Genomic DNA, 6,971 nt, shown 5'->3' on the forward strand with positions numbered 1-6,971 from the left:
CGCCATATTCACCGGATTTAAATCCGATAGAAAAATTCTGGGCTAATATGAAACGATGGATTAAGAATAAAATTACTGAATTCGCAAACTTGTACGAAACTTTAAAAAAGTTTTTTACTGCACCTAATACTATATGATTTACTATAGTATCGGTAATTATTGATTTAGTATCATTAAAAGAAAGATCTATAGATGTCTTTTTCTGCGTTACAGGACTATCTTCTCTTAATTTATCTAGCCTATCACGTATTGCCTGGTCTTTTTGGTCACCTAGGTTTTTACTTTTTTGTTCTAGTTTAAGCTCAGATTGCATCTGCTCAATTAAATCGTCTACTTCATTACCGGATTTTTTTGTGGAGACATAAGGTCTGTCTTGAAGCTTAGCAAACCTTTCTTCTAATTCTTCAAGTGTTGGAGGAGCGCCTTTAAGCTTTGCTAGCCTTGCCTCCAATTCTTTTATTATTTGATCGTCTTGCTTTTTCTTAGACATATATACCTCTGTAATAATTCTCAATTATTAATAACAAAAATATTTACAAAAATAAAGTATTTTTTAATATGAGGATAAATACAGAGATATAAATATTAAGAATGATTGCAATCAATATCGCCTGAACTTGCACCTGCTATTTTAATGCCGCTATCTTCAAAATGAAGATACTGAGTTATCTCACCTATTATTCCTGCTTTAGCTATTGCTTCAAAAGCAGTACCTGTAAAGTCTTTAGCTATACAAGCTATTTCAAAAAAATGAGCTTTTATATAATTATCTACTTTTATAAGATCATCAGAATTAAAATTCTTTTGTGCTAATAGTATTTCTAATACTTCTTTTTTATGCTTTGTCAAACTACTATATTCTCTAAAAGCAGCATATTCTGTATGTTCTATAGTACTTTCTTTGCTAAACTTCTTTTCAATAAATCCAGCAAGCTTTTTTAAATGATTTTTAGATATTCTAGCATCCCAAATTTCTTGAACTTCGGGAGTTGAAGCATTAGCAAAATCGTCACCTTGTAAATTCTCAAGTTTTTTTATAGAGAGCAGCAGATCTCTAATAAGCCCCTTGGTAGGATATAGTTGTACTAACGAATCAGAACATAGCATATCAATATTATCAGGTATTTGCACGCCAAACTTAACAAGCAACTTAGCCATTTCCAAGTGATCAAATTCTACATCATTTTCATCTTTATAAACTACAAAAAGTTTGTTCGCAGTAGAATAGCTTATATTATGCCTCAAATATTCAGCATTAATATTTGCGCCTTTTTTCAGTAAAAGCTTAGCAGCTTCAATATTATTACCTTCAACAGCTGAATGAAAAGGGGCATGAGTTCCTTCAGAGGCTCCTTGATTCACGGTAAAAATATTATTATCCAGTAAATAATTTATAACATTTAAAGAACCTTCTTCAGCAGCAATATTAAGTAAATTTACTTTCTCCGCACCATCATCTATTACAAAATGTAAATCACCTCCGTTTTTAACAAATTCTTCTAATACAGGCACTAAATCATTTCGTGCAGCTAAACTTACTATTTCTTCTGCTGTACAATTTCCCCATTCTTCTTGAGCCATTAATATTTCTTTTTCTGACCAATTATTTATTTTTCTACCTAATTCAAAAAATAGCTCTTTTAATTCTTCCAACATATTTTAACCTAATTCAATTCTAACCATGTTATATGGTAAATTATAGTAAGAATCAACTTAATTATTTAATGAGTTATAAATACTTATCCAACACATCAGACATGATTTTACGAGCAATAAGTGCGGCAGCAGTGCTACCGCCTCCTCCATGGTCAACAAAAACAGTAACGGAATATCGAGGGTCATGATAAGGAGTAGTCTGAGATTAATATATATTAGCCCTGTGACCGATTTTGATAGCAGTTACTGTTGATTTCTCAATAGATACACTATAAATTACACGATAATTTCCAAACCTGTATCTGTATAAACTTTTATACTCGCCTTTTAAAGGTTTACCGAGTTCTATAGGTTTTTGAGCAAGATATAATTCTACTTTATCAAGTATTTTTAAAGGGTAAGACAATTCAGCTAATTCTGCACGTGCCTTATTTTCCCATATAACTTTAAACATTCTTCTTTTTTAACCACTCCCTAACTTCGTCAGTAGTGTAAGTTTTAAAATCAGGAGCGTTAATTCTTTGTAAAGCAATTTTAGCGTCTTCCGCATCTTCTTGCATTTCCTTTAGATAATATTCAATTGCTTTACGTACTATATACCCTTTTGATCTATCTAAGCTTTTTGCTGAGCATGCTAAACTATCATTTAGTTCATCCGGAATAGTTAAGTTAAGTCTTGCCATCTTTTGACCTATATTTAAATTAATAACACATAACAACACGTTATGACACAAACTACAAATACTTATCCAACACGTCCGACATGATTTTGCGAGCTATTGGGGCAGCAGCTTTACTACCGCCTCCTCCATGGTCAACAAAAACAGTAACGGAATATCGAGGGTCATGATAAGGAGCAAAGCCTAAAAACAAAGCATGATTACGTCTTTCCCAAGCAATAGAGTCACGGCTTAAATCGTCTTTAGCATTTAGTTTGCCTTGTACTTGGGAAGTACCTGTTTTACCGGCAAGCTGTCTATTTTCGCCCAAAATTCTATTATAATACGCCGTACCTCCCGCAACATTCACGGTATTATATAAACTTTCCTGTATTATTTTGATATTTTCAGGCTTAATATTGACATTATAAAACTCTGGATCATTTTTTAATACTCTAGGCGTATATAGCTTGCCGTTACTTGCAATAGCCGTAATAAATCTTGCAAGCTGAATCGGTGTTACTCCTAAAAATCCCTGTCCGATTGCTAAATTAAAACTATCTCCTATTGACCAAGGAAGCTTTAATTTTTTCTTCTTCCATTCTTTTGACGGCACAAACCCGCTATTTTCAGGAGCTAAATCAATACCGGTTTTTGAGCCAAAGCCAAATTCTCTTGCAACTTCAAGAATTTTATCCGGACCTACTATTCTTGCTAGTTCATACATATAAATATTACAAGAATGCTTTAAAGCAGACATCATATCTATCGTCCCGTGTCCGTTATGATTCCAGCATCTAAAGCTATTAGTATTAAGAGCAGAACTACCGTCACAAAAAACTGTTTTACTAGGATTAATACCTACTTCAAGGGCTGCAAGTACAGTAATTATTTTAAAAACCGAGCCTGGGGGATAAGAATTTTGTATTACCTTATTAATTAAAGGTTTATAAGGATCGCTTGTTAAACTTTGCCAATAACTTTCTGATAATTTACTAAAATTATTCGATTCAAAACCGGGCGTAGAAGCACAAATCAGTACGCTTCCGGTTCTACTATCCATAACTATTGCTGAAGAACCTTTAGGATTTAAATATTGCTGTATATTTTGCTGAAGAGAAGCATCGATATTTAAAGGCATGTCTTCCCCTGATTTGGTAGGGGTTCCTGCTATTTCTCTTACTTGTTTACCGTAAGCGTTTACTTCAACTTTTTTATAACCGAATTCTCCTCGTAATTTGTTATCGTAATATTTTTCAATACCGGATTTACCGATATTAAAATCACTTAAACTATGTATATTTAATTCCTGCTTCTCTTGCTCATTTATTTGACCAAGATAACCGATTAGATGAGATACGGTAGCTGAAAAAGGATATGATCTTAAATATCCTATATCAATAAATATTGAAGTTAGTTTATGCTTTTGTTCTTCAATCATCGATACTTGCTGCCAATCAAGCTGATCAAGTATTATTAAAGGAGTGTGACGACTAGATTTTTTAATCTTTTGTTTGATATAATTATATTTTTCTGGAGATAAATTTAAAATATTACTAATTATTTCTAATTCATCCCTATAATTATTATTAATGCTCCTATCTATTACTAGCTGATAACATGGTTTATTAGTAGCTAAAATATTGCCTTCTAAATCATAAATCCTTCCTCTACTAGGAGGAAGTAACACAAAAATAATACGATTCTTATCTGATAAAGTCTTATATTCTTCACTTTTAATAAGCTGTAAATAAAACATTCTTATTCCAAGCAGCGATAAAAATCCGAGTTTACCTACTCCGATTATAAAAGCCCTTCGTGAAATTAACTCACCATGGAGTATTTTTTTATTTAGCATACTTTTTAAAGTAATTCAGAGGGGAATCAAGTATAAGACGAACCACATTATAAGAAAATATAGTTGTTAAAAATTGAAAGAAAATTATCAAATATCCGTCTGCTTCTAGCTTCTTGATTGTTACTAATAAATATTTAAAATTCAATATAAATAAACAATAAACACAAAAAACAACAAAATTTATCAAATAGTTTTTAGCTATAAAAAATTTTGAAGATAATTTATAAATTATATATGCAGATAAAAAAACTAACGAATTTGTACCGATAGGCATACCGCTTATTTGATCTATCAATAATCCGAGAAAAAATATTCCAAAAATATTTAAGGAATATAACGACATAAAATAATAAATAAATATAATTTCTATCGCCGGAAAAATTCTACTTTGAATGCCTATTTTATAACTCACCAACGGAAATAATATTATAAAAAAACATAGCAAAGCAAGCAGCAATTTTAATGTTATTTGTAAGCTATTTTTATATATGTCCTGTTTTATTTTTAACATGAATAGTTTTTTGTTATGTGTTTTGTACTGTGTTATACTACAATTAGTTGTCATTCCGCGACTTGATCGCGGAATCCATATAAACAGGTCATTTTAACTGGATCCCGTGGTCAAGCCACGGTATAACGCTCATGTACAAAATATAAATTAATTTTCCATTTTGTACAGTTTTAAAATATGAATACAGAATCTACAATATCTCACAACAGCTAGAGTTAGGCCTTTTATCATTACCGCTAAACTCTAATTCTTCTTGTATATCAGAGCTTGTGGATGTAAATAGTTGTTTTGATATAATGTTATTTCTTGTTATCGTAGGATCAAAAGACTTAAGCCGTGGGATAGGTATACTAGTTTTATCTGTTATATTTTCATTTTTTGACATAAAAACCTTCTTTTTGAGCTTATAAAAAAGATTAACTTACTTCTATATTTTCAACTTTCTTCCTCACTTTGTTCTATCGGTTCTAAGCCATATAAAGATATCATACGCTCAAACACTCTACCGGCAGTAGGGGCAGCCGTCCAACTTGCCGTTGCAAAGCCAAAGCTTTCTTTAGTTGGCTTTGGCTCATCAAATCTAATAAAAATAACATATTGCGGGTTAGATACGGGCAGCATACCTAAAAACGATGAAGCTCTACTATTTTTTAAATATTTCTTTTTGCCACCAACACCTTGTGAAAGTTTCTCTGCCGTACCTGTCTTACCCCCGACAAGGTAACCTTTGACTTCTGCTCTTTTACCATTACCGTCTTTTACTACCGATCTAAATAATTTCTTCATTTGGGTAGAGGTATTTTCACTAAAAACTTTTGTGCCTATTACTTTTTCATCCTTTCTTTTTAATAAAGTAAGATCATATAAAGTACCGCCGTTAACAACCGGTAACATTGCTCTAACAAAATGCAAAGGGCTAATTGAAATACCGTAACCGTAAGACATAGTAACACTAGTTAGTTCATTCCATCTTTTCTCGGAAGGAAATAAGGGAGTACCTCGTTCAGGTAATTCTATTTGTAACTGATCTAATAAGCCTAATTTTTTTAGATATTTTTTAAAATTACCTTTACCGATTTCAAGCATAATTTGACTTGTGCCGATATTTGAAGAATGCAGGAAAATCTCAGGCACACTATGCCACCCTTGCCTTGGCGTATAATCCTTAAGCTGGAATCCTCCTACTTTCATGTAACTAATGTCATAAGCGTCATTCATATTTATTGCACCGGTATCAAAACCGACTGCCATAGTTAATGCTTTAAACACCGAACCCATTTCGTAAATACCGAGACTTGCTGTATTAAACAGCTCCTCCGATTTTGCTAAACTCGGATGATGAGGATCGAAATCAGGCTTATTTACTAACGCTAAAATCTCTCCGTTATTAGGATTCGCAATAATACCTACTGCTCCTATAGCATTAAATTGCTTTAAAGTTTTATCAATCTCCTCACTTAAAATACTTTGCAGTCTTATATCAATCGATAATTTAAGCGGCTCTTTCCTATCCCTTGGTTCATTTAATTCATGATCGGAATTAGTTAAATATTTATCGTAAGCGAGTTCTAAGCCACTAAGCCCTACCGAGTCTCTACCTACATAACCCACAACATGCGACAATAAATTAGAAAAGGTATAAATTCGTTTTTGCTCTTCTTCAAAATCAAAACCAAGTAATCCAAGGCTAGTTATTTTTTCTTGCTGACTAGGTAATAAATCTCTTTTTACCCATATAAAGCTTTTATTTGATTTAAGTTCCGCAAGTAATTTAGCTTTATTAATATCAGGTAAAATTTCAGCTAGCCTTTTTACGGAAGTTTCAGGATCAAGTACTATTTGCGGATTAGCAAATAACGAGGCAGAAGGTAGGTTAACTGCTAATAAATTACCGTTTCGGTCAACTATTTCTTTTCTAAATTGGGAATTTTTTTTGAAAGAATTAGGATTTTTATCGTAAACATTCGTAGCAACGATTATCAATCTGTAAGATAAAGTACAAAAAAGAAAAGAAAAACTGCAAATAACAATTAATAATCGGGTTTTTGTATTTTTACTACAAACATTCCAAAATATCAGACTTTTAATTGCAGGTTTCCATTTTTCCAAAATTTGTTTCATAAATAAGTTGTCATACCGCGACTTGATCGCGGTATCTATATAATAAATATTAATTTTTTGGATACCGCGATCAAGTCGCGGTATGACATCACTTAATCCTACTCGAAACAGTCTGTATATACTTATTATTCGTAGTTCTTCTGTAACGCCATTTACTGCCCTTCGG

General features: G+C 32.1%; 8 protein-coding genes and 2 pseudogenes. 1 reads left to right on the plus strand and 9 read right to left on the minus strand.

All coding sequences use genetic code 11. The annotated features are described in order from the left end of the window. Positions 1-26 precede the first annotated feature (26 nt). On the plus strand, positions 27-137 hold the full coding sequence (locus AC1Z7D_RS05170; RefSeq protein ID WP_482601400.1) for a hypothetical protein: 111 nt from the start codon (positions 27-29) through the stop codon (positions 135-137). Between the two features lie 5 nt (positions 138-142). On the opposite strand, the pseudogene AC1Z7D_RS05175 reads toward AC1Z7D_RS05170, so the two are convergent. From AC1Z7D_RS05175 to AC1Z7D_RS05215, 9 genes and pseudogenes are all read right to left on the minus strand, one after another. Continuing rightward, a pseudogene (locus tag AC1Z7D_RS05175) lies at positions 143-490 on the minus strand (hypothetical protein); the annotation flags it as partial. A 95-nt stretch (positions 491-585) separates the two neighbouring features. Continuing rightward, complete coding sequence (locus AC1Z7D_RS05180) at positions 586-1,656, minus strand: ankyrin repeat domain-containing protein (RefSeq protein ID WP_482602571.1); 1,071 nt, start codon at positions 1,654-1,656, stop codon at positions 586-588. Between the two features lie 205 nt (positions 1,657-1,861). Further along, on the minus strand, positions 1,862-2,110 hold the full coding sequence (locus AC1Z7D_RS05185) for a type II toxin-antitoxin system RelE family toxin (protein WP_482602573.1): 249 nt from the start codon (positions 2,108-2,110) through the stop codon (positions 1,862-1,864). Then, positions 2,103-2,339 (minus strand): hypothetical protein, encoded by a 237-nt coding sequence (locus tag AC1Z7D_RS05190; RefSeq protein WP_482602575.1) that lies wholly within the window; start codon positions 2,337-2,339, stop codon positions 2,103-2,105. Before AC1Z7D_RS05190 ends, AC1Z7D_RS05185 begins: the two co-directional genes overlap by 8 nt. Before the next feature lie 52 nt (positions 2,340-2,391). Beyond that, positions 2,392-4,173 carry a penicillin-binding protein 2 gene (gene mrdA, locus AC1Z7D_RS05195; RefSeq protein WP_482602577.1) on the minus strand — a complete coding sequence of 594 codons (1,782 nt, stop codon included), beginning with the start codon at positions 4,171-4,173 and terminating at the stop codon, positions 2,392-2,394. Beyond that, the gene (locus AC1Z7D_RS05200; protein WP_482602581.1) at positions 4,163-4,684 is read right to left on the minus strand and encodes a hypothetical protein; all 522 of its coding nucleotides are present in this window, start codon (positions 4,682-4,684) and stop codon (positions 4,163-4,165) included. Before AC1Z7D_RS05200 ends, mrdA begins: the two co-directional genes overlap by 11 nt. Before the next feature lie 190 nt (positions 4,685-4,874). Beyond that, complete coding sequence (locus AC1Z7D_RS05205) at positions 4,875-5,069, minus strand: hypothetical protein (protein ID WP_482602579.1); 195 nt, start codon at positions 5,067-5,069, stop codon at positions 4,875-4,877. A gap of 50 nt (positions 5,070-5,119) precedes the next feature. Then, positions 5,120-6,805 (minus strand): peptidoglycan D,D-transpeptidase FtsI family protein, encoded by a 1,686-nt coding sequence (locus AC1Z7D_RS05210; RefSeq protein ID WP_482602583.1) that lies wholly within the window; start codon positions 6,803-6,805, stop codon positions 5,120-5,122. 88 nt (positions 6,806-6,893) lie between these two features. Further along, positions 6,894-6,971 (minus strand): annotated as a pseudogene (locus tag AC1Z7D_RS05215) (cell division protein FtsL); the annotation flags it as partial.

The organism is Rickettsia sp., assembly GCF_965035265.1.

Coding starts and splice junctions, on each gene's coding strand:
- mrdA (WP_482602577.1), bottom strand. CDS start 4,173: ATGCTAAATAAAAAAATACTCCATGGTGAGTTAATTTCACGAAGGGCT.
- AC1Z7D_RS05200 (WP_482602581.1), bottom strand. CDS start 4,684: ATGTTAAAAATAAAACAGGACATATATAAAAATAGCTTACAAATAACA.
- AC1Z7D_RS05180 (WP_482602571.1), bottom strand. CDS start 1,656: ATGTTGGAAGAATTAAAAGAGCTATTTTTTGAATTAGGTAGAAAAATA.
- AC1Z7D_RS05190 (WP_482602575.1), bottom strand. CDS start 2,339: ATGGCAAGACTTAACTTAACTATTCCGGATGAACTAAATGATAGTTTA.
- AC1Z7D_RS05185 (WP_482602573.1), bottom strand. CDS start 2,110: ATGTTTAAAGTTATATGGGAAAATAAGGCACGTGCAGAATTAGCTGAA.
- AC1Z7D_RS05205 (WP_482602579.1), bottom strand. CDS start 5,069: ATGTCAAAAAATGAAAATATAACAGATAAAACTAGTATACCTATCCCA.
- AC1Z7D_RS05210 (WP_482602583.1), bottom strand. CDS start 6,805: ATGAAACAAATTTTGGAAAAATGGAAACCTGCAATTAAAAGTCTGATA.